Here is a 26,822-nt window from a genome sequence, read left to right as displayed (position 1 = left end):
TGTGTTTGCCGGCTAGTCGCTCCTGCGCGAAGATCGGCGGGGATGCGCCATCCGGTCGAAACGGGCATGCATCGTGGGTAGCCGGCGCAGGGCCTATTGCGGAGCAGATCCAAATGCGCCGTGCCCGGCCACTACCTCGCTGAGAAAATCCATCACCGCGCGCACAGGGGCCGAGCGCCGCAAGTCACTGTGCACCACCAGCCAGATGTCGCGCGAGAATCCAGCGCCCTCGTGCTCCAGCCGTACCAGGCCTGCGTCGGCATCCCCGAGGAAACAAGGCAGGCCTGCCACGCCCGCCCCTGCGCGGGCAGCGGCGAGATGACTGCTGATGTCGCTCAGTTCGCAGCCCACGGGCCGCGGACCCGCCAGTTCCAGCAGCCAGCGCTGCTGCGGCATGTCGGCGAACTGCGCATCGTAGGCAATAAACGTCCAGTCGCGAGGATTGCGCAATGCCGGATAGTCGAGGCTTGCGTACAGGGCGAATGGCATCTGACCCAGCTTGCGCACCACACTGCTCGACTCGCTGGGCCGAACCAGGCGTAGCGCTACGTCCGCCTCACGGCGCGTCAGCGACACCGCGCGGGCCTGCGCCGACACGGAGAGCTGGATCCCCGGATAAGCCGCGCGGAAATCCGCCAGCCGGCCGGCCAGCAGATGTGTGGCCAGCACCGGTGGCGCACTGAGCGACACCTTGCCGCTCACGGGCTCGTGGCTGGCACGCGTCTGCCGCTCGATAGCGAATGCGGCGGCTTCCATCGTCTTGGCTTGCTCGAAGACCGACACCCCAAGCGGCGTCAAGCGGCACGAGCGCGGCAAGCGCTCTACCAGAAGCGCTTGCAGCCCGGCTTCCAGCGCGGCCAGCCGGCGGCTTACCGTGGCGTGATCCACCTGCAAATCGCGCGCTGCGCCAGACAACGTGCCGGTGCGGGCGACTGCCAGGAAGTGGCGAAGATTTTCCCAATCGAGCATCTGTGCGTTTTCTCCAGGTTCGGTGGAGATTTTATGGAATTTACGCAGATATGTCTGCAGCCTAGCATCCGGAGATCCTATCGTTGGAATCCATGCCATGCCTACCGCCCCCACCACATCTACCACCCCTACAACCCCTACAACCCCTACCACCACCAATGCGCAACGGGCCACCCTGCTGGCTGCTGCGCTCGGCTTCGTCGTCGTCCTGCTGGACGTCAGCGTCGTCAACGTCGCCCTGGATACCTTGCGGCAAGGATTCGCCACCGATGTGGCCGGGCTGCAATGGGTGATCAACGCCTACACGCTGGTCTTCGCGGCGTTGCTACTGACCAGCGGAGCGATCGGAGATCGCTTGGGTGCCAGGCGGGTGTTCCTGATGGGGCTCGCGCTGTTCACGCTGACGTCGGTGGCGTGCGGCGCGGCGGGCAGCCTGGCGATACTGGTGGTGGCCCGGCTGGGCCAGGGCATTGGTGCGGCGCTGCTGGTGCCGAACTCCCTGTCGATGCTCCAGAGGGCGTTTCCCGAGCGCGAACAACGCAGCCGCGCAGTCGGCTGGTGGGGTGCGATCGGCGGCATCTCGCTGGCGGCCGGGCCGGTGCTGGGCGGCCTGCTGGTGACCCACTTCGGCTGGCGCAGCATCTTCCTGATCAACCTACCGCTGGGCCTGATTGGCCTGTATCTGACGTTGCGCCATGTTGCCGCCGATGGCGGCGGACATCACCGCGGCCTGGATTGGCCCGGGCAAGGCGCGGCCATACTGGCGCTGGCCGCACTCACCGCATCGGTCACCGAAGCCGGCCGTCTCGGCTGGGGACACGCCTGGGTGCAGGCGGGGCTGTGGCTAGCCTTGGCGTCGGCGGCCGCCTTCATCCGCATCGAATCACGCAGTGCTGCGCCGATGCTGCCGCTGGCGCTATTGCGCATCCCGGCGTTCAGGGTGGCGTCGCTCGCCGGTGTGATCGTGAATTTTGCCTACTATGGCCAGATCTTTGTCTTCAGCCTGTTCTTCCAGCTTCAGCAGGGACTATCGCCACAGCAGACCGGGCTGGCGTTCCTCCCGATGACGGTGGTGCTGATGGCAGTCAACGTGCTCGCCGGCCGCCTGATCACGCGGATGGGCGCTAGGTACTTGATGGTGCTGGGATTGGTCCTGGCCGCCGTGGGCTACCTGATGCTGTTGCCGGTGCGCATCGACGGCCCCTACTGGCTGCTCGCCCCGCCGATGCTGCTGGCCGCCAGCGGCATCGCGCTGATGGTGCCGACCATGACCAATGTCACGCTGTCAGCCGTGGATGGCTCCCGCGCGGGCATCGCCTCCGGCGTCCTCAACTCGGCGCGGCAGGTAGGCGGCATGCTCGGCGTGGCGGGGTTCGGTTATCTGGTGCACGACACGGCCCCGCAAGCCTTCATGCGCGGCATGCATCTATCGCTCTGCCTCGCGGCCGCATTGCTGCTGGTGGGAGCCGCGATGTGCTGGTTTGGCATTCGTGCGGAACGTCCCGCCGCTAGCAAGGACGGGCAGCAAGGCGCCACGGGAACTCATGCTCTTTGATTGGCTCCTTCGCCGCCAAGGCGGGATGGTCCGATCACACTCCGGATTTCGAGAGCGGGATACCGGCGGTGTGTGGATTGCCCTCCTTGGAGTCCTCGGGCAAAAGGTTGCCATCGTCGAGTGCAGCATCGGCGTTAGCCGTTTCAGGAAAGCGCTCGGGATACAGATGCCGCTGCGCGGCCTCGCGGTCAAAGGTGCCGGACCACTTGGCAATGACCACGGTTGCGACGCTGTTGCCGATCGTATTGCAGGTGGCGATCGCCATCGACAGGAAGCGGTAGACGCCGAAGATAACGGCCAGTCCTTCGACCGGCAGCATCCCGGTCGAAGTCACCGTTGCGGCGAAGACCACGAAGGAACCGCCGGAGACGGTCGCCGCGCCCTTGGAAGTCAGGAGCATCAGCAACAGGATGCCAATCTGCTGATCCAGCGACAGCGGCACGCCGTAGGCATGCGCGATGAACATCACGCCCATGGCCATGAAGAGCGAAGTGCCATCCAGATTGAATGCGTAGCCGGTTGGCAGCACCAGGCCCACGGTCTGCTTCGCGCAACCCAACCGCTCCAGCTTGATCAGCAGGCGAGGCAGCGCACTCTCCGACGAGGCGGTGCCGAGCACGATCAGGATCTCGTCTTTGATGTAGCGCAGGAAACGCCAGAGACTGAAGCCTGCCAGCCGAGCCACCATCCCCAGCACCACCACGATAAACACCGCCACCACCGCGTAGAAGCTGAACACCAGTTGGGCCAGCGCGATCAGCACCGCGGTGCCGTTGCTGCCTACCGAGTAGGCGACTGCGCCGAACGTGCCGATCGGCGCCAGCTTCATCACCAGGTTGATGAAGGAGAACAGTACCTCGGAGATCTGGCCGAGCCCCTCGTTGATCTTCTCGCGCCGGCCTTCCGGAATGGCGAGGATGCCGATGCCGACCATCACCGCAAGCACCACCACCTGCAGCAGTTCGCCCTTGGCAAACGCCCCGACAAAGTTGTCTGGCACGATGTGGGCCATGAACTCCAGGAAGCCGTGCGGCCCGGCCTTGGCCACCACCGGCGGGGCGGCGCCGGTGGCTACCGTGGTCATGCCCTTGCCGATCTGCAAGAGGTTACCCGCCAGCATGCCCACGACCAGGGCAATGGTCGAAAGCACCTCGAAGTAGAAGATGGAGCGCCAGCCAACGCGGCCGGCACTCTTCACATCGCCGGCGGAGGCAATGCCGTGGACAATGGTGAGGAACACAAGCGGCGCCACGCCCGCCTTGATCAGCGAGAGGAACATGTCGCCGAGCAGCTTGAGCTGCGAGGCGAACTTCGGGAAGATGAAGCCCACCGCGATGCCCAGCACCAGGGACACCAGCACTTGCATGCCCAGCTTGCGATACCAGGGTAATTTTCTGGGGGGCGAGATCAGCGCATCTGCGCTGGATGAAGGGTTTTCCATATCTGTCTCCTCGATGCCGTTTCTTACACGTCGCTCGACAAAGCAACGGCGCGGTCCACCATCTGCGGAGCCAGGCCGAGATAGTTGGCCGGATCCGTCAAACGGTCGATCGTGGCACGATCGAAGTGTTGCGTGACCTCGGGCAGTGCCATCAGCGCCTCGGCCAGCGTGCCGCCCTTCTCGTTCACGGTGCGGCAAGCGTCATAGACGATGTCGTGCGCCTGCTGGCGGCCGGTGAAGGGGGCCATGCCCATCATCACCGCTTCGGCCACGATCAGGCCACGGGTGATGCCGAGGTTGTGCTTCATGCGCTCGGCATCGACAATCAGGCCGCCCAGTGCGAACCTGGCCTGGTGCAGGGCGCCGGAGGAGAAGATGAAGCTCTCCGGAATGGCGATCCATTCCGCATGCCAGGGGCCGGTGGCGCGCTCGAAGTCTTGCACCATGGCATCGACCATCAGGCCGGCATGCTGGCGCACGGCCTTCGAGGCGGCCAGCATCAGTTCGCTGGAAATCGGGTTGCGCTTTTGCGGCATCGTGCTGGAAGCGCCACGGCCTTTGACAAAAGGCTCGTAGACCTCGGCGAACTCGGTCGACGCCATGATCATGATGTCGAGTGCGATCTTGCCAAGGGAGCCAGTGATCAGTGCGAGCAGGTTCACCGCCTCGGCAAAGCCGTCACGTGCCACATGCCAGGTAGTTGCCGGCACGCCCAGCCCAAGTTCCTCGGCCATCGCCTGCTGTACCTCGAAACCCTTGTCGCCCAGCGAGGCCAGCGTGCCCGCCGCGCCGGCAAACTCCACCACCGCCACCCGTGGGCGCAATTCCGCCAGACGCTGCTGGTGGCGGTCGAACATGGCGAGCCAGATCGCTACCTTGTAGCCAAAGGTGATCGGCAGCGCCTGCTGCAAGTGGGTACGACCGGCCATGGGTGTGTCGCGGTGCTTGACCGCCAGGTCGGCCAGGATGCCGCGCAGTTCGCGGACATCGGCGTCGATGCTGTCAAGCGCGTCGCGCACCTGCAGTGCCACCGCGGTGTCCATGATGTCCTGCGTGGTCGCTCCCCAGTGCACGTAGCGGCCGGCATCTCCGCACATGCCCACAAGCTGATGCACCAGTGGCAGGATCGGGTACCCGACGATGTCCGTCTCCTCACGCATATGGTCAAAGTCGATACGCTCGATGCGCGATTCGCGTGCAATCACTTCCGCCGCCTCGGCCGGGATCACGCCGACGCGCGCTTCGGCCTTCGCCAGCGCGATCTCGGCGTCGATGTAACGCTGGATCAGCGCCCGGTCAGAGAAGATCTCGCGCATCTTGGCGGTGCCAAAGGCATCGCGGAACAGAATCGAATCGACAACGGTGCTAGCCATGGGGACGGAAAAAGTGGACATATCGGCCTCTGAGGTAATTGCTGGTTTCGCGAACACACGCCAATATGTTCGAACATATCCAACTATAATATGTTCAAACATATTCGCAACCATGGGTTTACCCTAGGGCCATGAAACCGCCCGCTCCCCTCAGGGACGGCGATGCCAACACGCCGCCAATCGGCTGGACCGATGTGTATATCGACCCAACCTATGCGGAGATCGGCGAGATCATCCGCGCATCGCCTGGCGCGCTGATCAGCGCCTTGATCGAGGCGCGTTACGGCCGCTGCATTGCCGAGATACGCCAGGATGTGCGTGCCTTCAATGTCGGTGACACCGACATCTCACACGCCCTTGGGCTGACGCCGGGAGAAGCGGCACTCAAGATCGTGCGCCGCTACTTCGATGCAAGCGGTCATGTGTTTGAGGTCTCCGTCACGGTGCATCCCGCTGACCGCTTTTCGCTCTCGATGCGGCTRCAGCGTTCGGCTGGATAAGCTGTCCGGCGAGATGGTGCCGGTGGCACGCTGCCGAACACTATTTGTAACGCGACGTGCAGCAGCCGCAGCTACGTCGCGCGTGACTATTTTGCGTGGGTTGTGTGATCTTCGAACGCGGCGACGATGCCGTCGATCATTGCAGCGATGCGCGCGGTATGCCGAAGATCCTGATGCGTGACGAGCCAGATTTCGTAGACCGCCCCACGTGCGGGTTCCGGCCATATCTGCACGAGGCCGTCGTGTTCAGCCAGATGTATCGGAAGCTCACCGATGCCGAGGCCAGCCTTTACCGCGGTACGCAGCATGAGGCTGGAATTGAAGGTCGATACGATGCGCCCCGCATGTATCGGTTCGCCAGCAAGCGTCGGTGATCGATTCCCGGTCCAGTTTCCCTGATAGACGACAAGATCGTGGCCCGCGAAGGCGGAACCAGCGGCGGGCTTGCCGTGCCGCTCGAGATAAGCACTCGAGGCAAAGAGCGCAATGGGCCAGCGAGCCAGGCGCCGCGCGACAAGATCGGGATTATCCGGCCTGACTGAGCGGACCGCGATATCCGCTTCACGCTTTGCCAGATTTAGCATGCGCGTCGACGTGTCCAGCAGGACGCGCACTTCGGGATGCGCAGCATGCAGGCGTTCGATGGCCGGAAGCAGGAATTCGAGTGCAATCGAGTCGGTGCTGGTGACTCTTACGTCCCCCGCAAGCCGTGTATCCGTACCTTGAGTTCGTCTGACGAGCTCATGTGCGGCGTGTTCCATTTTCTCCGCCGATCTCAACGCGGCCTCGCCTGCGGCGGTCAACGCGTAACCCTCGGAGGTGCGCAGGAAGAGCGTTGCACGCAGGGCGTGCTCTAGCGCCGCAATCCGTCTGCCGACCGTCGCCTGATCGAGATTGAGCGTCCTGGCGGCTCCGCGGAGCGTCTTTTCGCGCTCCACCGCGAGAAACACTCGCGCGTCATCCCAGTTCATCGTGCCGCCCTCCTGATGCAAATTTGCATCCGACAACATGAATATTGCTGCATATATTCATCAACGTCGAGGCCTAGACTGAACGCAAGAGTTCCTCGCTCAAGGATCCACCCGGATCAATCGAGCCTCATCCCTTATCGATACAAGGAGTGGTATCCATGCCTGCGTCAACTTATCGAGTGCCGTCGTCCATGACAGCCATTGAGATCAAGCAGCCCGGCGGTCCTGAGGTCCTGGTGCCGGCTACGCGCGCGGTGCCGATGCCGGCCGCCGATCAGGTTCTGATCCGCATCCACGCGGCTGCCGTGAATGGTCCGGACGTTTTCCAGCGCAAAGGGCTGTATGATCCGCCCCCCGGCGCTTCGGACATTCCAGGGCTGGAAGTGGCAGGTCAAGTGGTTGCCGTTGGCTCCGACGTGTCCCAGTTCCGGATCGGCGAACTGGTGTGCGCATTGATTCCCGGTGGTGGCTACGCAGAATATGCGGTCGCGCACGCCTGCAACACGATGCATATCCCCAAAGGCCTGACGTTGGTGGAAGCGGGCGCCATGCCCGAGACGTTTATGACGGTTTGGCTGAACCTGTTCCAGCGCGGCAAGCTGGTTGCCGGCGAATCGGTGTTGATCCATGGCGGCGCATCAGGTATCGGTACCACGGCGACCATGCTGGCGAAGGCATTCGGCGCTGCGAAAATCATCACGACAGTTGGCTCGCAGGCACATCGGGATGCCAGCCTGGCGCTTGGCGCAGACCTCGCGATAGATTACCGCGAGGAAGATTTCGTCGCCGAAACGAAGCGGGCTACCGATGGAAGAGGCGTCGACGTGATCCTCGACATCATTGCCGGCGACTACGTGGCCAGAAACTATGACGCCGCAGCCATGGACGGACGGATCCTCCAGGTGGGCGTGATCAAGGGGCCGGCGAAGGATCTCAACGTCGTGCCGATGATGACGAAACGGCTAACGCATATGGGCTCAACACTGCGATCGCGCACATCCGCGGACAAGGCGGCCATCATCAATGAACTCGAACGGCAGGTCTGGCCGTACATCGAGAGCGGCAAGATCAAGCCGGTTGTCTACAAGACCTTTGCGCTAGTCGACGCTCGCGGCGCTCACGAGCTGATCGATTCCGGCACACACTTTGGAAAGATTGTCCTTACCACAGGTGCCGAGCTCATTGACTGAAGCCTGGCTTGCCGGTTTCGTTATGGACGTGAAGAAAGCGCGTTGCTTTTGAAGAGGGAGGCACGCCTCCCTCTTCATCAGCCTAGAGTCGCGCCCTGGGTGGCACTGGGCACTTCACTGCCCTGGCGCGGCGATGCACGGCCCCTGTGGAAGCAACTGCATGCCTGGCTGCAACTGGAGCGATCTCGCGTGCCCGACGGCAGCGTCACGGCCAAGGCGTTGGATTACAGCCTCAAAAACTGGGCGACGCTGAGCGCGCGATCCCATACCGATCTCGGTGGCGCTAGTCCCGAGGCCTGCGAGCTGGCCTCGGCGTCAGGCGCCCAAGTAACTAAGTTCCGGGAGCAGTCGATTTGGCGCATGGGGCACGCCGACAGACGGTTGCAGGCCCGACTAGGCAGGCTCGCCAAAGCGCAGCAGATGGCCGTCCGGGTCGCGTATGGTGAACTCGCGTCGGCCCCAGGGCCACAAAGCGAGTTCCTTGACGATCGGCACATTCTTGCGCCGGTACTCCTCATAGAGCGTGTCCAGTCGCGGAGCGACCAAGAGGTACAGCGAACCGGAAGGCGCACCCGAGGCCTGCTCTCGCTGTGTCAGTTGCAGCCGCAGCCCCTGAGTGGACCACTCGCCCCGGAACACCCCGGCATGCGAAACTGGGTCACCAAACACGAACTCCACCGTGAAGCCAAGTTGCTCGCGGTAGAACTCCACGGCGGAGGCAACATCAGCCACCTCCAGTACTGGCTCGACCCCATAGAACAGCGGCACGCTGTCTTGGTGAATTGGCACTCGATCGTTCTCCGACGCATTGCGGTCGAGCCACTGCGAACGCGTGCTACCGTACACCAACGTTTCACGCGATTGCCGCTCTCTCGGATAGATCTGGCGGAAACAGCCTCGTTGCGCGAACCCGAGCGACTCCGCGACCCGTCGGGACGACATGTTGGCCTCATGGATCCACAGTTCGACACGGTCGAGGTCCAACTGCCGAAATCCGAAGTCCAGTGCTGCGCGTGCCGCTTCGATCGCGTATCCCCGGGACCGGTGTACGGCATGGATGGCGTAACCGAAGCCCGGGATCGTGCCGAAGCCGAGAAAACCCACGAAACCGATCGTCTCCTGCGACGCGTCCGTACGCACGGTCCACCAGCATGCGCGCTGCGGGCGCAACATGGCTTCGATAGCCGCCCGCGTGTCCTCCACTGTCTGGTGAGGGAGCGTGTGCCAATACGGCATCGCTTCGGCATCGTGGAACAGCTCGAACAAGGCTGGCGCATCGTCCAGGCATAACGCATGCAACTGCAGTCTGGCAGTTTGCAGAGGTCGCACTAGCGTCTTCATTCGGCGGCGTCCAGTGACCGTCCAGCGAGCTCCCAGACGACCGGCTCAGTCGCGTGCGGTCGACGACCGGTAATGTCTGCCCGGATCGCTGTCGCCATCCCGAGTTCGGCTACATTAAAGGCTAGAGGTACCTTGACCCGCTGCCACCATGGCGCGATGGATGCGACAGTACGTTTCCAACTCAGGTACACAAAACGCGCTACAGGCTTGCCGTGAACGAAGGGACCAGCGAAATCTATATTGCCGGCCCCCTTGTCGCGCGCCTGGATCACGCACTTGAATTCGAAGGAGCCGTCGCGCTTGCGCGTGCCCTCATGGACATTTTGGTCCTTGTCCTGGATACCAACGGTCACCGGTTCCTCGACCGGCGGTAGCATCTTGCACACCAGGGTCACCTGGATGTCACGGGGGAAATCGCTCATGTTAACCAATCCTTCCATGCAGACGTTCGCGGGAGCCGTATTCTGCCACGGGGTGTTGACCCGCCTGCCTACACATCTGAACTGAACAGCCGCATCGACGATGCTTCTTCCGCACCATTGGCGTCCCGCGCGCTGAGCGCGACCGCTTTACTCACAGACATCGGTCCGCTGACAAGGTGGGCCGGCGGGACGCTTACGTTGCAAGTGCACTTCAGCCTCCGCTCCGAACACCAACTCATGGAGCAGACGCAATACAGCCTGCCGTTTCGCCGGTTCATTGATTTAGAGGCTGCACGCAGTGCGATTCACTATGTGGCGCCGGTAGGGAAAAAGAGGCCTACGTGACGCGCGATGCCGAACATCTCGCCGTTCCTCTAATGCCCACTGCGTCTCACATAGCCGCCCGCTACAGGCATTCTCCGTCGAAACCCGCTCCCAGCAAGTTCCAATCCGTCGGCTAGGAGCGGCAGATGACGGGTTCGCTCTACCAACGAACCTTTGCCAAACTCGTTCGATACACCACTTATCCTCAGATCGCACACGCAGACTTCCAAGGATTTATGGGGGGAGCAGCTATGGCTCTCGACGCACTGACTTGGTCCAGTGGTTTACTTCGCATGCGAATTGTCTATATACTTCGCATGCGAACTACAACGGGATGCCTGCACGGCATCACCCAACCCATCTGGAGACCGACCATGACCTCGGAAATTCGTGTTGACCTGACCAGCGGCGTTTTGACCATTACGATTGCTCGGACGGACAAGAAGAATGCCTTGACCAACGAGATGTACGGCGCACTCGCCGACGCTATCGAGCAGGCACAGCAGGACGGCGATATCCGTGTATTGCTGCTGCAGGCGGACGGGGACATTTTTACGGCGGGCAATGATGTGGGCGAATTCGCAGCAATAGCGGCGGGAAATGGCCCCGGCGAACGCCACGTGCACCGCTTTCTGCGCGCCCTTGCCAACTCGACCGTGCCGATTGTCGCCGCGGTCAACGGCAAGGCCGTCGGCGTCGGCACCACCATGCTGCTGCATTGCGATTACGTGGTGCTCGCGCAGGACGCTCAACTGATCACGCCCTTCGTGAACCTTGCCCTGGTTCCCGAGGCGGCTTCAAGTTACCTGCTTCCCCTGCGCATCGGGCACGTCAGGGCCTTCGAGATGTTTGCGCTGGGCGAGCCGCTTGACGCGCAAACCGCCGTGGCATGGGGCATCGCGAACAAAGTCTGTGCCAATGACCAACTGCGGGCGGACGCGCGCCTGATGGCCGAAAAGATTGCCGCCAGGCCCGCCGGCTCGCTTACCGCAATGAAAAAGCTCATGCGAGACGCGGAGAAACTGGTTTCGCAGATGAACAGCGAAAGCGCCAGGTTCGAGGAGCGGCTGGCCAGTGCCGAAGCCAAGGAAGCATTCTCGGCCTTCGCCGAGAAGCGCAAACCGGACTTCACCAAGGTCGCCCCGCGGTAAGCCGAGTGCCTCGCTGTCCGGCCGCTACCCGGCCGCTGCCCGGGTTACACCTCGCCCTCGTCGGCGGCCGGAAACTTCGTCTGCAGGCTGGTCAGCCACCGCGCTACTACGTCAATCTCGGCCGCGGTAAAACCTTCGGTCAGTCTGGCATTCGTTTCCTTCATGCCCGCCTTGGAACGCTGGCGAGCCGAGCGCCCTGCCCCTGTCAGCCATAGGCGCCATGCACGGCGATCGGTCTCGTCCGGCCGGCGCTCGATCAGGCCCGCCCTTTCGGTCCGGTCAGCCAGCCCGCTCATCCCGGGTGCGCCCAGATCCAGCGCTGCGGCAGCCTCGCTCATCAGCGCGCCGTCGTTCCTGCCCAGAAAGAAAAGCAGCCCAGCCTGGGCCGCTGTCGCGCCACCCGTGGCCGTGCGCACTTGTGCCCACCGCTGCAGTCGACGCTGGCCAACATTCAATAGATAAACGAGGCGATGYTCCATGTCTGTGACGGATATAGGAAGCCATTTAGTTCACATGCGAATTTTATCACGTACCCGATGCCAGCCGTCGAGGTAGTGCCTCGACGGCGTCGACTGAGGCTCGTTGCCGTGACCGGCCAAAGTCAGGCTAATGAGATGCACTGGCTCCGAGGGGTGAGCGACGCGAGCGTCGAGTCTGCATCTAGCCATGCCGCCAGTCGACAGCAAGCGAACAAGGTCCGGCGTTAAGCGAATCTCGACAACGAGATTCGCCGGGCGGCGCTCAGGCGTTGATCCAGGCGCGCGCCTGATCCAGCTCGTTGACGTGGAACGCCTTGACTTCGGCCTTCGTAAAGAACCGCGCCAGATGCATCGAGGCGTGGATCCACCCCGCGTCGGCCACCACGGCGGCGCGCGTGATTTTGCGGGCCACGGAAACGCCGAGCGTCAAATCGGTCCACAGTGCCTTTGGCTCGATGCCGGTGAAATGCTCGATGCGTTCGAGCACGCGGGTCTTGCCGTTCAGTTCGAGATCCCCTCGCAGGCGCTCGATGGCTTCGCGCAGATCGCGGTCAGTGATTTTGCCTTCGACGGAAATCTCGACGACAGGGGAATCGGGGTCAGTGTGATACAGGATCATGGCAGGACCACTTGGCTTGGGAGGTGTTACACGCTCAGGCACGGACAAACCTAGCGTTTGATCACTACGTGATGGTACGCCTTTTCGCACGGCCCGGATCACAGGGGTTCCTGGTTCGCCAGAACTGGGCCCGGGAACTGTGAAGGAAAAGCCACTAACCGTGAGACGTGACCGTTCCGTCTCAAATTCATTGGGCAACGGGTGTACAAAGAATCAATGACTTAGCTTGCCGAGTCTCAAACAAACTGGGCAGGATTCTCCTAGTTAGTGGGCGAACGGCACGATTTGTCTCACAGTGAATGGGGACATGGAGGAGACGGTGCTCTGCCAGCCTGTTGTCGCGTCCCTCCTGAACGATTAACTGGCAACCCTTGCAGCGCTTGGGCTTCGGGCCAGTTTGATCCTATAACTCTGAACCGCTGCGCCCCCCCCCCAAGGCTAAACTATCGCAGCCTTGGCTCATTCATCGTTGAGTTATCCACGGACACGCGCTTGCCGGGCGCCCTCCTTGGCCCGTGCCGCAGTCACTGAGCCCGCCTGGGATGAGGGGCTGGTCCTGACCCTTATGAGACAGCCAGGCGTCCTGGTAAGCTGGCCGGAGCCTTCCGGTATTCGGCCATTCCGGCTTCCAGGGACCGACAGCGAGCCACCAAGTTGATTAGGACTTTCGAGCAAGCAGAACGGCGTAATTCGACTCGTCGGCCATTGCAAAGTGGTGAGGAACCGTGGTGATTTGTTGCTTAGGACCTGCAATCCATAGACATAGCGCGTCGTCGGCGATGTGTAGTAACACGTCTTCTGCGGTTTGATCGATGTCACCTTCAAGTTCCCAACCGGCGAGGACAATAGAGGTACCTGCTATGCGCCCGGCAAGCTCCGCTGTCGCCAGAAGGCGCCGCGTGAGAAGCCCGCAATCAAGTTCAACGGAAAGCGGGAACGAGGCGGTAAACGACGTTCGCTGACCGTTCTCGGCAATGTGTAGGCTACTTCTAGCGCCGGAGCCCGCGAAAGACTTGTCACCGTAAATGAACAGCAACTCGTCCCTACACGGCGCAGTTTCGAGCAGAGTCTTGCCTGCAGGCCACAATTTGCAATGCGACGCACCGGTGTTGTAGTCATTCCTGCAGACCTCTTGAAGGTTCCCAAGTTCGCTGGCGTAGAGACTCGATAGCTCGAAAACAATACTCACGCGTTCTGCGGCAGAGACGACTCGCTCTAGAATGATGACGACATTCAGATGCTCGGCCATATGAGTTTTCGAAGATGTTGGAATCTGCTTCACGGGATTCTGCGTTCACGGCTCTTTCTTTCATGTTAGCGACATCGCTTACGACTTCCATCTGAGCCATTTAATTACTTTAGGACGGGTTGCAATATCCATCGCGACGGAGTTCTCTGAGCAGTCAATGAGTGCTACCGCGTCAGTAACAGTCATTGGCCGGGAGCGCGGCAGCATCTCCTAGTGGCCAGGAGCGGCCCTTCGTCCCAAATGGACTCCGTGACCCCGTACGATCGCTGAAGGCATAGATGCGCTTGACGGGTGTGGCTTCGCTCAGTCGTCACCTGACTCGGCCGCGGGCCAGGTCCTGAATGCAGCCAGCAGCCCTGTGGCCCGCGCCCGAGCATCAGCCCACAGTCGTGGGGGCTGACCGCACCCCACGCTACTGCAGTCGAGATTCACCCAACCCTGAACGTTGGTCATTTGACTCTGAACTGCCGGCCTCACGTCAAGCCGGCCGGCTCCTGCTGCGCGACACCGCCCGCAGCTTGCCGATGGGCGCCATCAGCGCGGCGGTGCAGTAATCCACCAGGTCCGCGACGGGAGGCTGGCCGCGCTTTGCAGGGCCTTGGGTCTGGCGGCACCACTGCGCCAGCGAATAGACCACGCTGTTGTTGAACCACATCTGGCGGTTATGCAAGACCTTGCGCGGGATGCCGGGCAAGGCAGCGGCAATCATCTTCCTGGCCCGCAGCACGCCGGACATCGCGTCGAAATCGATCATGTCCGCGTTGAGCAGGCTCGGGCTGAAGGTGGCCTGCGCCAGCACCTGCACATAGAGCGCGCCCCACTGCGTGTCGCAGATGGTATCGGCAAGCGCGCTGATCGATGCTTCCACGATGGCCCGCACATCGCCACCCAGGCCGGCCGCCTCGACTTCGTCCAGGTAGTGGTTGCGCACCTTGTTGATATGGGTCAGGCGGAAATTCAGCAACTGGCTGACCAGCGCCTCGCGCGAGCCAAAGTGATAGTGCAGCGCCGAGCGGTTGCGCTGCCCCGCTTCGACCACGATCTGGCGCAGCGGCACCAGTTCGACACCATGCTCGGCAAACAGGCGCTCGGCGATCTCGAGCATGCGCCGGGCAGTCTCGCTTTCCAGCGGATTGCCGGTGGCCTGCCCGACCTCGGCTGAAGCCTTTCGCGCCGGCGGCTTTTCCATTAGCGCGCTATCGGCAAGGACCGTTGCAAGAGAACGCTGGCGTCCATGGCTCATAAACTGTTGTTCCCATATTTTAATATTTGGAATTATGGGTGCAATGCCATCAAGCGGGCAAGCATGCTGCCCGCGCCTGAGGTAAGTATGACTAGCCGCGCAAGCGCCGCAACGAGCGCTCGGGATTCTGGCCCAGCACGCCGATGATGGCGCCAACCAGCATGACCGCGCCGCACACCGTGAAGCCAAGCTCGAAGCCGTGCGCGCCGGCATGGCCCTGCACCTGCACGAGGCGCCCCATCACCACCGGCGCGATCGCGCCGGCGCTGGTCGCCACCGCCGTGCTCAGCGCGATGATGGCGCTGCGCTGCGCCTCGGGAACGATCTCGGCAAGAATGGCCGGCCCGACCGCGAACGCAACCGGCGGCAGCGTAGCCGCCAGCGCCAGCATCGCCACCTTCCCCCCCGGCGCAAGCGAAAGCAGCGGCAGCGCCAGGAACAGCAAGCCGCCGGCGCCCACGCAAGCGCTGCCGAACACCGCCCGCGCCACGCGCGAGGAAGCGCCCCGCCGCAGCAACTGCTGCGAGCACCAGCTCAGCGTCAGGCTGACCGGCACGCCAACGGCCACGATGACCGCGAACATCCTGCCGGCGGTCACATCGTCATATCCCAGCCCCTGCTCCAGGTAGGACGGCATCCAGGTCAGCACCAGGGCGAGCCCCCAATACGCCGCGAAGCCGGCCACGAAGCCCGACAACACGGTCGCATCCGTGAGCAGCCGGCGGTAAGGCACACGCCGGCCCGCTTCGCCGCGCCGCACCGGCTCGGCCTGCAGCGTGCCTTCGCGGCCGAAGCACAGCCAGCCCAGCGCCCACAGTGCCGACGCGGCGGACAGCAGGAGGAAATTGGCGCGCCAGCCCCAGTGCTGCGTAATGAAGGGCACGGCTAGCCCTGCCAGCAGCAAGCCGAATACCGCGCCCTGGTTGATCAGGGCCACCGGCAGGTTGCGCTTCTCGTGTGGGAACCACTTGTACAGCGCGTGCACCGATACCGGAAAGCCCGGTCCCTCGCCCGCGCCGAGAATCACGCGCGATGCCAGCAGCGCCGCGGCGCCGGAGGCGAACGCCACCGGAAACTGCACCAGCGACCACAGGATCGCCATGGCCAGCAGCAGCCAGCGCGCCGCCACCCGGTTGCCGATAAAGCCCACGATGGCCGCCGACACCGAGAACAGCCAGAAGAAGCTGCCCGCGATCAGGCCGAACTGCGTCGGGCTGAGGTGAAGCTCGCGCATGACCGGCACGGCCACCATGCCCAGCACGACTTTGTCCAGGAAGTTGATGGAGGAGAACACCGTCAGCCAGGTGGCCATTGCCCAAGCCTTGCGGGGCTGGTACGCGTCGGCGCGCACGGCGGCACCCTGGTCGCGCATGGCGCCCTGCGGCGGGGAAGTCGTCAACGAATCCGGCATGGTTCAGTACTCCATGGCGCATGCGGCGGGCACGCCGAGAACCGCCTCGGGTGCCGCACCGATCACCTTGAATTAATCCCCAGGATTATCCCGGGCATCGAGCTTAGTTATAATCGAACGCAGCGCACACTGGGGTTTTCCTCGTACCCGCCGGATCGGCCTGGCGTGCGGCGCATGCAGCGCCGCACGCGGGACAGCGTCCTCAGAAGATCGTGCGGATACCCAGCGAAATGCCGAGTTGCCCGCTGGCGCCGGGCGTCTTGTAATACGTCTGGGCGGTGGACGGCAGGTAGCCGACCGACTGCCCGTTGGGCAGGTAAGCGATGTTGTCCCAGTTCAGCGAAGCATTGCGCGCATACATCGCCGCGGCGAAGAAATCGGTCCGCTTGGAAATGCTGTAATCCGCCAGCGCCAGATATTGCTGCGGATTCTGCGGCTTGACCTTGGTGCCGGCAATGGTGGCCTGCTTGATGTCGTCGTAGTAATAGGCCAATGTCAGGCGCAGCGCCGAGGTCGCTTCCCAGTTCAGGCCCAGCCAGTACATATCGTCGCGATGCGGCAACAGCGTAGGCGTACCGGTGGCGGGCGCCACCGAATTGCCCCAGCGGTAGCCACCCATCAGCTTGACCTTGCCCAGCATATAGCTCGCGCCGATGGCGGCGCGCATGTCGCGGCCATAGTCGTTCGAGCCGGAGGCGCCGGTAGCCTGGGCAGTGTTAAGCGTCTTCACCTCGTCATAGGCCACACCAAGGCCAAAGCCATCGGAAAAGTAGGAGGCGCCGATGCCATAAGCCGACCCCGCGGCCAGGCTGCCGCTGCGCTCGCCAAGGGACCAATGCGTGTTCAGCGAGACCCCGCCGAACTGGCCCTGGTACTGGACCATGTTGCTCTCGCGGAAGCTCGGACCGGCAAAGCCCACTACCGGCTCGAACTCGGGCGCGTAGGCCGCGGGCATGAAGTTGCCCATGGTCAGGAAGGAAGACGTGTACTGGCGCCCGAAGGTCACCCGCCCGTAGCCGCCCTTCAAGCCCACAAAGGCTTGCCGGCCGAACAACAGGCCACCGCCAAGCTGGCCGTTGTCGGTGTTGAACTGACTTTCCAGCACGAACAGGCTCTGCAGCCCGCCGCCGAGATCCTCCGCGCCACGCAGGCCGAAGCGCGACTGGGCGATGCCCGACGAGTTCATCAGGTATTGGGAGCCGCTGCCCGGCGCCAACACGCCGTTGGTCACGTTTTGCGCATGGTTCACGTACTGCATGCTTGCGGTCACGACGCCGTACAGCGTCACCGACGATTGCGCATAAGCCCCCTGCCCCAAGACGCTGGCAGCGGCCACGGCGAACAGCACTTTCTTCTTCATCAGTCTTCCTCCGTTGTGTTCGTTGAAGGGATCGCACATGGACATGCGTGCCGCGCTCGAACGCGCCATGCCTCTTTTTAATCCGATGTCTTAATCTGTAATTCAAGAGATTAAATGCACGAATCCGTTCAGGCATCTGGGGATTTCCCGATCGCGTTGCGTCCTGTCCCCGGCTCATCACCGGTGGCGTGCATCCTGCAGCACAACTGCGGCACAGTTGCGGCCAGGACGCCACATGACTGGCGGTCCGCGCATCAGCGCGCTAGGGATAATGCTAAGTATTAATGCAGGAGATTATTGCTATCCTGACCTGCCCATTACACGTATGCAGCGCCCAAACATGGAGAGAGACGGCATGGAAAAGCCCGAAAAGACCGAGGCCGGGTCCGGTATCGGCACCTACAACACCACCCCCGGTGCGGGCAGCCACCTGCCCTTTCCCGCGCCGCCCAGTGCCAGCGTGGCCGGACGCAAGCTGTCCGAGTCCACCCACAAGCGCCGCAAAGCGGAGCCGCTGCTGCGGGACGCGCCCAACGTGATGATCGTGATGCTGGACGACGCGGGTTTTGCGCACCCGGATACCTTCGGCGGCGAAATCCATACGCCCACGCTCACGCGGCTAGCCGACAGCGGCATCCGCTACAACGCCTTTCATAACTGCGGCGTGTGCTCGCCCACGCGCGCCTCGCTGCTCACCGGGCGTAACGCGCACCGCGTCGGCTACGGGCATATTTCCGAATACGCCACAGACTGGGACGGCTACGTTGGGGTGATTCCCAAAAGTGCCGGCACCCTGGCCGAAGTGCTTCGGGCCTGGGGCTACAACACCGCCGCCTTTGGAAAATGGCACAACACACCGGCCAACCTGACCACGCCGATGGGCCCGTTCGACCGCTGGCCCACAGGTCACGGCTTTGACCACTTCTACGGCTTCCTGGGCGGCGAAAGCTCCCAGTACGAGCCGCGCCTGGTCGAGAACACCACGCTGATCGAGCCACCGCACGACGATAACTACCACCTGACCGAGGACATGGCCGCCAAGGCCGCGCGCTGGCTGCGCCGCCATAGCGCCATCACGCCGGACAAGCCATTCATGATGTACTGGGCGCCTGGCGCGGTGCATGGGCCACATCAGGTCTTCAAGGAATGGACCGACAAGTACAAGGGCAAGTTCGACGACGGATGGGATGCCTACCGGGAACGCGCTTTCGCGCGCCAGAAGGAAATGGGCTGGATCCCGGAATCCGCAGAGCTCACGCCGCGCCCCGACACCCTGCCAGGCTGGGACAGCATCCCCGAAGCCGAACGCCCTTTCCAGAGGCGGCTGATGGAAGTCTATGCGGGCTTCCTGGAACATACCGACGCGCAGCTTGGCAAGATCATCGACGAACTGGAACGCCTGGGCTTGCGCGAGAACACGCTGGTGTTCTTTGTGTTCAGCGACAACGGCGGCAGCGCGGAAGGACAGAACGGCACCGTTGTCGAATTGCTTGCGCAGAACCGCATCCCCAGCACGATCGAGCAGCATCTTGACGTTCTGGATGGCCTGGGCGGGCTCGACGCGCTGGGCGGCCGCAAGACCAACAATATGTACCACGCCGGCTGGGCCTGGGCCGGATCCACGCCATTTCAGAGCACCAAGCTGATTGCCGCCCACTTCGGTGGCACGCGCACGCCCCTGGTGGTCTCGTGGCCGCGCGGCATCAAGCCGGATAGCGTGCCGCGCACGCAGTTCCATCACGTGAACGACATCGCGCCCACCATCTACGACATCCTCGGCATCACCGCGCCGCTTGAACTCAACGGCGTGGCGCAGGATTCGCTGGACGGCATATCGATGGCCTACACCTTTGCCGAGCCGGCCGCGGCCGGCCGCAAGGGCGTGCAGTACTTCGAGGTCGCCGGCAGCCGCATGGTGCATCACGATGGCTGGACGGCAGGTGTGTTCGGGCCGCGCATTCCCTGGATTACCGTGACGCCAGGGCTGGATACCTGGGATCCGGACAACGATGTCTGGGAGCTGTACCACATCTGCGCGGACTACTCGCAGGCACGGGACCTGGCCCAGGAACAGCCCGGGAAGCTGGCGCAGATGAAGGATATGTTCGCCGCACAGGCGGGGATCAACAAGGTCTATCCGCTGGGCGCGGTCTATCGGGTGGTGATCCATCCGACAGACCGCGTTGCCCCCAAGCAGACTGCCTGGCGCTTTAGTGGGGACATCACGCGCATTCCCGAGAACGCCGCGCCGAACATCCGCTCCCGCGACCACATCGCCACCGTGGATGCCGAGTTCGGCGAGCGCGCCAGCGGCGTGCTCTACGCCATGGGCGGATTCAACGGCGGCGTCAGCCTCTTCATGGACGACGGCTACCTCGCCTACGAATACAACATGCTGGGGATGTACCGCTACAAAGTGCGCTCGCCTGATCGCCTCCCTGCAGGCAGGCACGCCCTGGAGATCGAGTTCACGATGTCTGAAGGCCACGCGCCCAGGCGCGCCGCCAGCTATGTGCTACGCGTGAACGGCGAGCGGATTGCCGCGGCGGAGGTAGGCATCACGGTGCCTGGCGCCTTCAGTGCGTGTGAAACCTTCGACGTCGGGTGCGACCTCGGCTCGCCCGTCGCGCACGAGTATTTCGACCGCGCACCGTTCCGCTTCAGCGGCACCGTCCATGAAGTCTGGCTGCGCTACAAATAAGGAGACAGAACATGCAAGACATCGAAGACCGCCCTTCGGCACTCGTGACAGGCACTGGCTGCGAGGCCGTGGCAGAAGGCGTATGGCTGCTGCACGGCCAAGGCCAGTCGTTCGTGGCCGACGTTGGCGGCGGCTTGCTGGTAGTGGATGCTGGCCCCGGCGGCAAGGTCACGCGCGGCATGATTGCCGCCCTGCGCGCCCGTACGGACCTGCCGGTCATCGCCATCTGCTTCAGCCACGGCCACATCGGCTACAACGCCGGCCTGCCCGAATGGCTGGCACATGCGAGCGAGCGCGGGGAGCCGGCGCCGCGCGTGATCGCCCACGCCAATGTGATCGGCCGCCGGGCCCGTTACCAGGCCACCATGGGCCTGCAGGAGCGCATGGCCGAAATCCAGTTCCGGCACCGCGCCGGCAAGCTCGCCGGACGCCTGGTTTGCCCCGCTCCAACCGAGACCTTCACCGATGGGCTGACCCTCGGACAGGGTGCGCGGCGCGCCGAGATCATCTGGGCCCCGTCGGAAACCGACGACGCCATCGCCGTCTGGCTACCGGGCCCGCGGCTGCTGTACGGCGGCCCGGCCGTCATCGATTCGATCCCGAATATCGGCACACCTTTGCGCACCCTGCGTGACACCGTGCGCTGGGCCGAGACGCTGGAGCGGCTTGCCGCGCTCCAGCCAAGCACGGTGGTGCGCGAGTTTGGCGCAACCCTTGAAGGCAGCGAATCGTGCCAACACGTCCTGACGCAGACGGCGCGCGCGCTGCGCTGGCTGCGCGACGAGGTTGTCAGGCTGATGAATGCGGGCTGCGGCGAGCGCGAGGTACTGGCGTCGCTGGAACTGCCGCCCGAGCTGTTCGACCAGCCCTGGATGCGGCCGACCTATGGCGATCCGAGTTACATCGCACGCGACATCTACCGCTCGGAGAATGGGTGGTGGGACCGCAACCCGACCTCCCTGCATCCGGCACCGCCCGAGCGCGCGGCCGCGGAGATCGTCGCGGCCATCGCCGACCATGACGCCGTGATCCGCCATGCAGAGGCGCTGGCAAAACGCGGGGAGACCCAGCTCGCCCTGCATGTGATCGACGTGCTGGCCACCGCGCGCGACGATACGCCCACGCTCGCCAAGGCAAGGTCGCTCAAGGCACGCTGGCTGCGCGAGCGCGCCGGCCAGGTCCGAAGCTATGTGTCGCGCAGCCTCTATACGGCAACCGCGGACATGATCGAGCAAGGCAACGGGCACGCCTTTGGCATTCGCTGACGCTGGCACAGGCCCCTCACGGGCTCCAAGGGAGACAAACATGTCCAACATCGCAAAGCATTGCCCATCGCCCAACCCTGTGCGGAGCGGCGTCATCACACGGCGGCATGCCATGCGCAGCCTCGGCGGGATCGCCATGGCGGCATTGGCAAGCGCCGGCAGCCTGGCGGCGGCTGGCGCGGCCCATGCCGAACCTGCTTGGCCGGCGCGGCCTATCCGCCTGGTTGTACCGTCTTCGGCCGGTAGCGGCACCGACCTCTTTGCCCGCCTGCTAGCCGAGCGCCTGGGCAAGGCGCTCAAGCAAAGCATCGTGATCGACAACAAGACCGGCGCTACCGGCATGATCGGCAATGATGCCGTCGCCAAGGCCAAGCCGGACGGTTACACGCTGCTGTTCACCTATGCGGCGTCCGTGGTAATCAACCAGACCCTGCAGCCGAAGCTGCCCTACGATGCCTTGCGCGACCTGATCCCGGTGGCCCAGGTTGGCTCAGGGGGCAATTTCCTGGTGGTGTCGCCGGATTTCCCCGCGCGCAACCTGAAAGAGTTCGTCGCCTACATCAAGGCCAATCCCGATGCCTACGACTACGCCTCCTGGGGCGTGGGCTCCGGCGGCCACCTGACTATGGAGTCGCTCAAGATGCAGGCCGGCATCAAGCTGCGGCACGTGCCATACAAGACGGTGCCGCAAATCCTGAACGACCTGCAGGGCGGCATCGTCAAGGTGGCCTTCGTCGATTCTTCCTCGCCCTTGCAGTTGATCCGCGCCGGCAAGATACGGGTCCTGGCGCTGAGCGGCACGCGCCGCGGGCCGGCCCTGCCCGACCTTGCCACCATGACCGAGCAGGGCTTTCCCTTTAACACCGATAGCTGGTATGGCATGTTCGCGCCGGCCGGCACACCGGCGCCGATCGTGCAACGCCTTAACGCGGAGGTGAACCGCGTGCTGGCCGACCCGGAGATGCGCGAGCGCTTCATCCAGTTGAACATGTCCGAGATGCCGCCCAAAAGCAGCGAGCAGTTCGCGCAGACCGTGCGCAGCGATATCCGGACGTGGAGCGAAGTCATCCGAGCAAACCACATCAGCGCCGAGTAGACGCTCTCCATCGCGGATTGCCAGTCACCAACCCTGGCAGACGCCGCATGCGTTCCGGCTGGCGCTGCGGGGCCAGCCCCGCTAGCCGGCGCGCCGCATCAGGCTGAAGCTCTGGGCAGTCGGCCCGGCATCGCCCTGTCCTGCCAGGAACAACGCCAGTGGCACCACGTCCTCCGGATTCTTCATCCATTCACCGGCTGGCGCGAATGTCTCGCCGAAGCCGGTCATCTCGGTGCGCACAGGCCCCCGGGATCAGTTCATTGACGCTGATGTTGGCGTCCTGCAATTCCACGGCCAGTGTCTGCGTGAGCATCCACATGCCTATCTTGGCGCTGGCGTAGGATGACATCCCCGGATTTGGCCGGTAGCGCGAGCCGGAACCGGTAAAGATCATCTTGCCGCCGCCACGCCGGCGCAGATGCGCCATGGCGGCGCGCGCCGTATGGAAGGCACCAACCAGATTGACCTCGATGGTCTGCCGCCACTGGGCGGGATCGCAATGCTCGACCTTGCGGCTCTGCAGCGAGACCCCGGCGTTGGCCACCACGATGTCTACGCCGCCGAACCTTTCCGCGCTTGCCGCGAACAAGGCTTCCATGGCAGCGTAGTCGCACACGTCCGCCGTTACCGCGGCGGCCATACCGCCGGCCGCTTCGATCTGGCGCACCGTGTCCTGGATCTCCGCCGTCTTGCGCGCGCTGCATACCACGGCGGCACCAGCCTGGGCGTAGGCCAGCGCAATGGCACGGCCGATGCCGCGCCCGGCACCGGTGATGACGGCGACCTTGCCGCGCAGGTCTGGCTGCGCCGGATTGGTGTTCATAGGGGCTCCTGTTGAGAATGAAGTGTGAGCGGTTCGGGAAACCTCACCTGGCTCACCGGATTGATCCAGTTGTCATTTTTTTCTATTTTGATCCGACGTCGCGCCGCTACTCCGCCTTCAGCCCGGCAATCTTGACGGCTTCGCCCCAGGCGGCAAGGTCATCGCGCACCAGCCGGCCAAGGTCTTCGGGCTTGGACGGCGCGCCGGGCCGCAGGTACATGGCCTCGAAGCGCGCGCGCTCGGTGGGTGACGCGATGATCTCGTTGATCTCCGCGTTGAGCCGCGAGACGATCGACGCCGGCAGGCTCCGGGGCCCGAACACGGCCAGCCAGCTGGCGTAGTCGAACTTCACCCCCTGCTCCGACATGGTTGGCACGTCGGGCAGCGGTAGCAGCCGCTCCGGCCCGGAGACCGCCACGGCGCGAATGCGGCCGGACTTCAGGTGCGGCAACGCGGACACCGAATCCGCGAAGCCTATCTGCACGTGCCCGGCGGCCAGGTCGTTGCTGCATTGGGTCGCCGTCTTGTAGGGCACGTGCCGCAGCTTGATGCCCGTCCTGGCCTTCAGCACCTCCATGGCTAGATGGCCACCGGAGCCCACGCCCCAGGAGCAATAGGCCAGCTCGGTCGGGCTGGCCTTGACGTAGCCGATCAATGCCTGCAGCGACTTGACCGGCACGGTGCTGGTGACCACCAGCACATTGCCGCCCGGCGCGCTGGGGCGCCCGATGGGCGTGAAGTCCTTGACCGGGTCGTACGGCAGGTTCGCCATCAGCCATGGGTTGACGGTCGTGGTCGCGGAGTAGGTAAAGAATGTGTAGCCATCGGGCTCGGCGCGCGCCACGGTCTCGTTGGCGAGCATCCCGTTGGCACCTGGCCGGTTGTCGACGACGACCGGTTGCTTGAGCGCTACCGTGAGCCGGTCGGCCAGTAGCCGCGCGGTCTGGTCGGTCACGGTGCCGGCGCCGGAGGGCACCACCATCCGGATGGGGCGGGCCGGATAGGCGCCTTCGGCATGCGCTGTGGCGCTGGCCGCGCCAAAGGAAAAGGCAATGGCCGTGCACCGTGCGAACGTCAGTGCGCGCGGGATAGTGCTGAACATAAGTTGTCTCCTGACTGGCATCGCTGCCGCAGGCCGGTACATTGCCGGCCTGTTTTGAAACCGGGGCGCGCTGGCGCCCCTCCCCGTTCACCGCATACTTGACAGGCTTACGCGGGCGCTGCGCAGGCGTCGTCGAGCGCGGCCAGCCGCTCCAGATGCCAGTCGACGTCACCAAACACGTCCGATTTCCATCTCGTCGGTCATGCCCACGGCGCCATGCAATTGCACCGCCTCCTCGCCCAGCTTGCGTCCCGCCGCGGACACAAAGGCCTTGGCGTGCGACACCACGCGCATGCGCTCGCGCGGCGCGTCCTGCAACCGCGCCGCCGCGGACTCGGTGATGGCACGTGCTTGCTCGATGGAGACGAACAGGTCCACCAGCCGATGCCGAATAACCTGATTGGCGGTGATGGCGCGCCCGAACTGCTCACGCGTGGCGAGGTAGTCGCGGGTCAGCGCGAACGCCCGCGCCATGGTGCCGACGCTTTCCGCGCAGGCCATGGTCGTGGCGTGGTCGATGGCGGCTTCCACGCGGGGCCAAGCTGTATCTCGTGCGCCGATGAGCGCGGGCGCGGGGACCACCACGCCGCGCAACGTCAGCGCTGCGGTCTGGCGGCCGTCATAGGTCGGCAAGGCATCGACCGACAAGCCGGCTGTGTTCGCGGGCACGGCAAACAGACTCAGGCCATGGCGGTCGCGCCGCTTGCCCGCCGTGCGTGCCAGTACCAGGAACAGGTCGGCTGCGCCACCCGCCAGCACCAGCGTCTTGCGGCCGTCGAGTAGCCATCCCTGCGCCTCGGGCTGTGCCGTGGCGGTAATGTCGAAGGCATCGTAGCGGCCCTGGATTTCCCGCGCGGCCAGCGCGAGCTTGAGGCGGCCCTCCGCCATGGCGGCGACATGGCCGCACTGCACCTCGTCCGCATCCTGCACCAGCAACGGGCCGCATAGTGCCGCATTGGCTAGCCAGGGCTCCGCCACCAGCGCGCGCCCCAGTTCCTCCGCCAACGCGGCCTGGTCCAGCGCGCTACCGAACCCGCCACAGGCCTCGGGCAGGCCCAGCGCCAGCCAGCCGAAGCCGGCAAAATCCGACCAGTGCTGCGCCGCGAGCCCGGCTGGCTCGGCCAGTGCGGCGCTGCGCTGCGCAAAGCCATAACTGCGTTCGACATAGCGACGCACGCTTTCCTGCATCATGCGCCGCTCTTCCGTGAGGTCCGCGACTGCAGTGAGTTCCGTGAGTTCCGTGAGTTCCGTCATCGTGTTTCCTTGCGTCCCGGCGTCTCAGAGCCCAAGCACTTGCTTGGCCAGCAACTCGTGCTGGATTTCGCTGGAGCCGCCCGCGATGGTGTAGCCGCGGGTAACGAAGCGCCTTGCCGACGCCGCCGGCGCATAGGCGGAGCGCCCGACCTCGGGCGCCGCCGGCTCGAAATGCGCTGCGCGGTCATAAGCCAGCGTGTCTGGTCCCAGCGCATCGACGGCCAGGTTCTCGATGTCCTGGATCAGCACGCTGCCGAGCAGCTTCAGCATGCCGGTCTCGGCACCCAACGGCTTGCCCGCCTGCGCTTGCCGCCGAAAGCGCAGCACGGTGGCGGCCAGCACTTCAACGCGCACCTCCAGCTCGCGGTACCGCCGCATGAACCAGGGCCGGCGCATCAGCGGCACACCCGCCTCCTCCAGTTCCAGCCCGAGCGCGCGCACCTTGGACAGGCGGCGCCGGTTCTCCGCCACGCGGGCCAGGTTCAGGCGCTCGTACTCCAGCAGGGATTTGGCGATGGTCCAACCGGGGACGGGCGCGATGGCACTTACCGCCGCCGGCGCGGCCGTGCACCATTCGCGGCGCAGGATCCCCTGCTTCGCGCGCTGGCGGCGTGAAGAGACGCCGGTAACGCTAGGCGGCAGCCAGTCGATGGAGCCACCAGACCAGGGGGCTGCCTGGCGGCACGAGGGAGGCGGGGTTGCAGCAGGACCCAGCCGGGGACGCCACGGATGTCTTGGTGCTGTCCAGCCGGTTCTTGCTCGCCACCGTCGGCACCCGGGCCCAGCGGGAGCGTGCTCTTGGTGGCGCCGAACCGAGCGCGGGGTGATTTGTGGCGACGCCCCGGAAAGCGTGCGTCAGATGCGCGTGGGGCTGCGTCGCCTGTGTTCCGTGCTCGATCTCTTTGCGGGCAGCACGCCGCGCAGGCGGTGGATTCCGAGCGCTACACGCGGCTGATCCTGGAGCTTTGCCGGTGGCTGAAAAG

At 64.2% G+C, this 26,822-nt stretch carries 24 protein-coding genes; 8 read left to right on the top strand and 16 right to left on the bottom strand.

The window, feature by feature from the left end:
• Positions 1-93: 93 nt before the first annotated feature.
• The gene (locus AB4061_RS03950; protein WP_441631089.1) at positions 94-969 is read right to left on the bottom strand and encodes a LysR family transcriptional regulator; all 876 of its coding nucleotides are present in this window, start codon (positions 967-969) and stop codon (positions 94-96) included.
• 97 nt (positions 970-1,066) lie between these two features.
• On the opposite strand from AB4061_RS03950, the gene AB4061_RS03945 reads away from it, so the two are divergent.
• Positions 1,067-2,524: an MFS transporter gene (locus tag AB4061_RS03945; RefSeq protein WP_441631087.1), complete on the top strand. Its 1,458-nt coding sequence runs from the start codon at positions 1,067-1,069 to the stop codon at positions 2,522-2,524.
• A 34-nt stretch (positions 2,525-2,558) separates the two neighbouring features.
• Here the strand turns inward: AB4061_RS03945 and AB4061_RS03940 are convergent, their stop codons facing one another.
• A complete protein-coding gene (locus tag AB4061_RS03940; protein ID WP_441631085.1) occupies positions 2,559-3,965 on the bottom strand; it encodes a cation:dicarboxylate symporter family transporter in 1,407 nt (468 codons plus the stop codon).
• Positions 3,966-3,988: 23 nt separating this feature from the next.
• Positions 3,989-5,359 (bottom strand): class-II fumarase/aspartase family protein, encoded by a 1,371-nt coding sequence (locus tag AB4061_RS03935; RefSeq protein WP_441631083.1) that lies wholly within the window; start codon positions 5,357-5,359, stop codon positions 3,989-3,991.
• Positions 5,360-5,469: 110 nt separating this feature from the next.
• On the opposite strand from AB4061_RS03935, the gene AB4061_RS03930 reads away from it, so the two are divergent.
• Entirely contained in the window at positions 5,470-5,838 is a 369-nt protein-coding gene (locus AB4061_RS03930; protein ID WP_441631081.1) for a UTRA domain-containing protein, read from the top strand.
• An 86-nt stretch (positions 5,839-5,924) separates the two neighbouring features.
• On the opposite strand, the gene AB4061_RS03925 is transcribed toward AB4061_RS03930, so the two are convergent.
• A complete protein-coding gene (locus AB4061_RS03925; protein WP_441631079.1) occupies positions 5,925-6,809 on the bottom strand; it encodes a LysR family transcriptional regulator in 885 nt (294 codons plus the stop codon).
• 158 nt (positions 6,810-6,967) lie between these two features.
• On the opposite strand from AB4061_RS03925, the gene AB4061_RS03920 reads away from it, so the two are divergent.
• A complete protein-coding gene (locus tag AB4061_RS03920) occupies positions 6,968-7,999 on the top strand; it encodes an NAD(P)H-quinone oxidoreductase (RefSeq protein WP_441631077.1) in 1,032 nt (343 codons plus the stop codon).
• Between the two features lie 393 nt (positions 8,000-8,392).
• On the opposite strand, the gene AB4061_RS03915 is transcribed toward AB4061_RS03920, so the two are convergent.
• Together AB4061_RS03915 and AB4061_RS03910 are read right to left on the bottom strand one after the other, a co-directional pair.
• Positions 8,393-9,340, bottom strand: coding sequence for a GNAT family N-acetyltransferase (locus tag AB4061_RS03915; RefSeq protein WP_441631075.1), 948 nt, complete (start codon positions 9,338-9,340; stop codon positions 8,393-8,395).
• Entirely contained in the window at positions 9,337-9,762 is a 426-nt protein-coding gene (locus AB4061_RS03910; RefSeq protein WP_441631073.1) for a DUF5990 family protein, read from the bottom strand. Before AB4061_RS03910 ends, AB4061_RS03915 begins: the two co-directional genes overlap by 4 nt.
• Positions 9,763-10,460: 698 nt before the next feature.
• On the opposite strand from AB4061_RS03910, the gene AB4061_RS03905 reads away from it, so the two are divergent.
• Complete coding sequence (locus AB4061_RS03905; protein ID WP_441631071.1) at positions 10,461-11,237, top strand: enoyl-CoA hydratase; 777 nt, start codon at positions 10,461-10,463, stop codon at positions 11,235-11,237.
• Between the two features lie 44 nt (positions 11,238-11,281).
• Here AB4061_RS03905 and AB4061_RS03900 read toward each other — a convergent pair whose 3' ends face one another.
• From AB4061_RS03900 to AB4061_RS03875, 6 genes are all read right to left on the bottom strand, one after another.
• Positions 11,282-11,716: a MarR family winged helix-turn-helix transcriptional regulator gene (locus AB4061_RS03900; RefSeq protein WP_441631069.1), complete on the bottom strand. Its 435-nt coding sequence runs from the start codon at positions 11,714-11,716 to the stop codon at positions 11,282-11,284.
• A gap of 262 nt (positions 11,717-11,978) precedes the next feature.
• Positions 11,979-12,335, bottom strand: a complete 357-nt coding sequence (locus AB4061_RS03895) for an STAS/SEC14 domain-containing protein (protein ID WP_441631068.1) — start codon at positions 12,333-12,335, stop codon at positions 11,979-11,981.
• Between the two features lie 658 nt (positions 12,336-12,993).
• A complete protein-coding gene (locus AB4061_RS03890) occupies positions 12,994-13,617 on the bottom strand; it encodes a hypothetical protein (RefSeq protein WP_441631066.1) in 624 nt (207 codons plus the stop codon).
• Positions 13,618-14,062: 445 nt separating this feature from the next.
• A complete protein-coding gene (locus AB4061_RS03885; RefSeq protein ID WP_441631064.1) occupies positions 14,063-14,773 on the bottom strand; it encodes a TetR/AcrR family transcriptional regulator in 711 nt (236 codons plus the stop codon).
• A gap of 145 nt (positions 14,774-14,918) precedes the next feature.
• Positions 14,919-16,238: an MFS transporter gene (locus AB4061_RS03880; protein ID WP_441631062.1), complete on the bottom strand. Its 1,320-nt coding sequence runs from the start codon at positions 16,236-16,238 to the stop codon at positions 14,919-14,921.
• A gap of 202 nt (positions 16,239-16,440) precedes the next feature.
• The gene (locus AB4061_RS03875) at positions 16,441-17,598 is read right to left on the bottom strand and encodes a porin (protein ID WP_441631060.1); all 1,158 of its coding nucleotides are present in this window, start codon (positions 17,596-17,598) and stop codon (positions 16,441-16,443) included.
• 355 nt (positions 17,599-17,953) lie between these two features.
• Here AB4061_RS03875 and AB4061_RS03870 point away from each other — a divergent pair, with 355 nt between their 5' ends.
• The 3 genes from AB4061_RS03870 (at position 17,954) to AB4061_RS03860 (ending at position 22,660) form a co-directional block, all read left to right on the top strand.
• Entirely contained in the window at positions 17,954-20,299 is a 2,346-nt protein-coding gene (locus tag AB4061_RS03870) for an arylsulfatase (RefSeq protein ID WP_441631058.1), read from the top strand.
• An 11-nt stretch (positions 20,300-20,310) separates the two neighbouring features.
• Positions 20,311-21,564, top strand: coding sequence for an alkyl sulfatase dimerization domain-containing protein (locus AB4061_RS03865; protein ID WP_441631056.1), 1,254 nt, complete (start codon positions 20,311-20,313; stop codon positions 21,562-21,564).
• A 112-nt stretch (positions 21,565-21,676) separates the two neighbouring features.
• Positions 21,677-22,660: a Bug family tripartite tricarboxylate transporter substrate binding protein gene (locus tag AB4061_RS03860; protein ID WP_441631464.1), complete on the top strand. Its 984-nt coding sequence runs from the start codon at positions 21,677-21,679 to the stop codon at positions 22,658-22,660.
• Positions 22,661-22,850: 190 nt separating this feature from the next.
• Here the strand turns inward: AB4061_RS03860 and AB4061_RS03855 are convergent, their stop codons facing one another.
• The 4 genes from AB4061_RS03855 to AB4061_RS03840 form a co-directional block, all read right to left on the bottom strand.
• Complete coding sequence (locus AB4061_RS03855) at positions 22,851-23,483, bottom strand: SDR family NAD(P)-dependent oxidoreductase (RefSeq protein ID WP_441631054.1); 633 nt, start codon at positions 23,481-23,483, stop codon at positions 22,851-22,853.
• Positions 23,484-23,589: 106 nt separating this feature from the next.
• Entirely contained in the window at positions 23,590-24,585 is a 996-nt protein-coding gene (locus tag AB4061_RS03850; protein ID WP_441631052.1) for a Bug family tripartite tricarboxylate transporter substrate binding protein, read from the bottom strand.
• Positions 24,586-24,753: 168 nt separating this feature from the next.
• A complete protein-coding gene (locus AB4061_RS03845; RefSeq protein WP_441631050.1) occupies positions 24,754-25,839 on the bottom strand; it encodes an acyl-CoA dehydrogenase family protein in 1,086 nt (361 codons plus the stop codon).
• Positions 25,840-25,863: 24 nt separating this feature from the next.
• Complete coding sequence (locus tag AB4061_RS03840) at positions 25,864-26,355, bottom strand: acyl-CoA dehydrogenase family protein (RefSeq protein ID WP_441631462.1); 492 nt, start codon at positions 26,353-26,355, stop codon at positions 25,864-25,866.
• Between AB4061_RS03840 and AB4061_RS03835 the strand changes: the two genes are divergently transcribed.
• Positions 26,354-26,794 carry a CHAD domain-containing protein gene (locus AB4061_RS03835; protein WP_441631460.1) on the top strand — a complete coding sequence of 147 codons (441 nt, stop codon included), beginning with the start codon at positions 26,354-26,356 and terminating at the stop codon, positions 26,792-26,794. The two genes, AB4061_RS03840 and AB4061_RS03835, sit on opposite strands and share 2 nt — an antisense overlap.
• Positions 26,795-26,822: the final 28 nt, after the last annotated feature.

This window comes from Cupriavidus sp. YAF13 (assembly GCF_052113425.1).
GTDB lineage: Bacteria > Pseudomonadota > Gammaproteobacteria > Burkholderiales > Burkholderiaceae > Cupriavidus.
This window is presented reverse-complemented; position numbering and strand designations above follow the sequence as displayed.

Coding starts and splice junctions, on each gene's coding strand:
- AB4061_RS03950 (WP_441631089.1), bottom strand. CDS start 969: ATGCTCGATTGGGAAAATCTTCGCCACTTCCTGGCAGTCGCCCGCACC.
- AB4061_RS03945 (WP_441631087.1), top strand. CDS start 1,067: ATGCCTACCGCCCCCACCACATCTACCACCCCTACAACCCCTACAACC.
- AB4061_RS03940 (WP_441631085.1), bottom strand. CDS start 3,965: ATGGAAAACCCTTCATCCAGCGCAGATGCGCTGATCTCGCCCCCCAGA.
- AB4061_RS03935 (WP_441631083.1), bottom strand. CDS start 5,359: ATGTCCACTTTTTCCGTCCCCATGGCTAGCACCGTTGTCGATTCGATT.
- AB4061_RS03925 (WP_441631079.1), bottom strand. CDS start 6,809: ATGAACTGGGATGACGCGCGAGTGTTTCTCGCGGTGGAGCGCGAAAAG.
- AB4061_RS03920 (WP_441631077.1), top strand. CDS start 6,968: ATGCCTGCGTCAACTTATCGAGTGCCGTCGTCCATGACAGCCATTGAG.
- AB4061_RS03915 (WP_441631075.1), bottom strand. CDS start 9,340: ATGAAGACGCTAGTGCGACCTCTGCAAACTGCCAGACTGCAGTTGCAT.
- AB4061_RS03910 (WP_441631073.1), bottom strand. CDS start 9,762: ATGAGCGATTTCCCCCGTGACATCCAGGTGACCCTGGTGTGCAAGATG.
- AB4061_RS03905 (WP_441631071.1), top strand. CDS start 10,461: ATGACCTCGGAAATTCGTGTTGACCTGACCAGCGGCGTTTTGACCATT.
- AB4061_RS03895 (WP_441631068.1), bottom strand. CDS start 12,335: ATGATCCTGTATCACACTGACCCCGATTCCCCTGTCGTCGAGATTTCC.
- AB4061_RS03885 (WP_441631064.1), bottom strand. CDS start 14,773: ATGGAAAAGCCGCCGGCGCGAAAGGCTTCAGCCGAGGTCGGGCAGGCC.
- AB4061_RS03880 (WP_441631062.1), bottom strand. CDS start 16,238: ATGCCGGATTCGTTGACGACTTCCCCGCCGCAGGGCGCCATGCGCGAC.
- AB4061_RS03875 (WP_441631060.1), bottom strand. CDS start 17,598: ATGAAGAAGAAAGTGCTGTTCGCCGTGGCCGCTGCCAGCGTCTTGGGG.
- AB4061_RS03870 (WP_441631058.1), top strand. CDS start 17,954: ATGGAAAAGCCCGAAAAGACCGAGGCCGGGTCCGGTATCGGCACCTAC.
- AB4061_RS03865 (WP_441631056.1), top strand. CDS start 20,311: ATGCAAGACATCGAAGACCGCCCTTCGGCACTCGTGACAGGCACTGGC.
- AB4061_RS03860 (WP_441631464.1), top strand. CDS start 21,677: ATGCGCAGCCTCGGCGGGATCGCCATGGCGGCATTGGCAAGCGCCGGC.
- AB4061_RS03855 (WP_441631054.1), bottom strand. CDS start 23,483: ATGAACACCAATCCGGCGCAGCCAGACCTGCGCGGCAAGGTCGCCGTC.
- AB4061_RS03850 (WP_441631052.1), bottom strand. CDS start 24,585: ATGTTCAGCACTATCCCGCGCGCACTGACGTTCGCACGGTGCACGGCC.
- AB4061_RS03845 (WP_441631050.1), bottom strand. CDS start 25,839: ATGACGGAACTCACGGAACTCACGGAACTCACTGCAGTCGCGGACCTC.
- AB4061_RS03835 (WP_441631460.1), top strand. CDS start 26,354: ATGGTCCAACCGGGGACGGGCGCGATGGCACTTACCGCCGCCGGCGCG.